A 1,658-nucleotide genomic window follows, 5' to 3' on the forward strand; every position below is an offset into this window, starting at 1 on the left:
GAGGAGGCAGTCGTGGGCGGCGCGCTGATGCGGGCGGGCGGCAACAGCCGACTCGTGGCGAGGGATGTGGCGATGAAACTGGCGCACCTACAGGAGAAACTGCCGCCCGGCATCCAGGTGCGACCGCTCTACGACCGCTCCGATCTGGTGAACCGGACACTGAAAACGGTCGAGACGAACCTGTTTGAAGGTGCATCGCTCGTCGTTGTTGTCCTGTTCGTACTGCTCGGAAACCTCCGCGCCGCGTTTATCGTGGCATTGGCCATCCCGCTTTCGATGCTGTTCGCCCTGATCGGAATGGTCGAGAGCCGCGTTTCCGGCAACCTGATGAGTCTCGGAGCGATCGATTTCGGTCTCATCATCGATGGCGCAGTGGTGATGGTGGAGAACATCGTGAGACATCTTGCCCACAAGCAGAAGGTGTTAGGCCGCGAGCTTACGGCCACTGAGCGTTCGATGGAAGTGCTGCGCTCGGCGAAAGAAGTCGCCAACCCCATGTTCTTCGGGGTTCTCATCATTACGGTTGTCTATGTACCGATCCTCGCGCTCACAGGAATCGAGGGAAAGATGTTCCGTCCGATGGCTCTCACCGTCATTTTCGCACTGGCGGGTTCACTGATTCTGGCGCTAACGCTGATGCCCGTACTGTGCTCCTATTTTTTGCACGGGAGGATTCGTGAGCACGACAACTGGCTGGTGCATTTTTTCAAGGCAATCTATGCCCCCCTCCGCACCTGGGCCCTCCGCTTCAAAGCGGTGGTGGTAGCCGCCGCCGTGGTGCTTTTCGGCTCGTCCCTCTTTGTCTTCGCCCGGCTGGGCGCCGAGTTCATTCCGCAACTCGACGAAGGGACGATGCTGCTCCAGTTCATTCGCAGCAGCAGCGCCGGGCTGGAGGCGTCGACCGACCTGCAGCGCAAATCCGAGAAGCTGTTGCTGGAGAAGTTTCCGGAGATCGACCGCATGTTCGGTCTCATCGGCACAGCCGAGATCGCCGTCGATCCGATGGGGCCGAATCTTTGCGATACCTACGTCGAGTTCAAACCCCGCAGCCAGTGGCGGAGAATCCATGGTCGCGCCGCAACCAAGGACGAACTCATCGACCTGATGCGCCGCGAACTCGCGCTCCACGTGCCGGGTCAGACGTATCTCTTCACCCAACCGATCCAGATGCGGTTCAACGAAATGATGGCCGGAGTGCGCGCCGATATCGCCGTGAAGGTGTACGGCGACGACTTCAAGGAGCTGGAGCGACTATCAACCGAGATTCGGGACCTTCTGCGCGCGATTCCCGGCAGCGGCGACGTCGAATTTGATGCTTTCGGCCGATCTCCCATGCTCGAGATCAAACCCGACCGCGAGGCGCTGCTGCGCTACAACCTCCAGGCCAATGCCCTCAACCACGTCATTGCCACGGCACTCGCGGGGGAGGAGGTGGGCACGGTCATCGAGGGCAATCGTCGCTTCCCAATCGTCGTGCGACTGGCAGAGACGGCACGACGCAGCGTGGATTTGATGAAGCGCCTACCCGTGAAAACCGAGGATGGTGGTCTGCTGGCGCTGGGAAAGGTGGCACGCTTCGAGATGGTCGAGGCGGTGGGAGCGGTCACCCGCGAATCCGGGCAGCGCCGTGCAGCAATTCTCGTAAACTTGCGCGGACG

The 1,658-nt window shown here is 60.7% G+C and carries 1 protein-coding gene; it reads left to right on the plus strand.

Features of this window, described 5'->3' with window-relative positions; all coding sequences use genetic code 11:
* Window positions 1-1,658: efflux RND transporter permease subunit (locus JNN07_05160; GenBank protein ID MBL9167106.1), on the plus strand; the 1,658-nt coding region annotated here is incomplete at both ends.

The organism is Verrucomicrobiales bacterium (assembly GCA_016793885.1).
Lineage (GTDB): Bacteria > Verrucomicrobiota > Verrucomicrobiia > Limisphaerales > UBA11320 > UBA11320.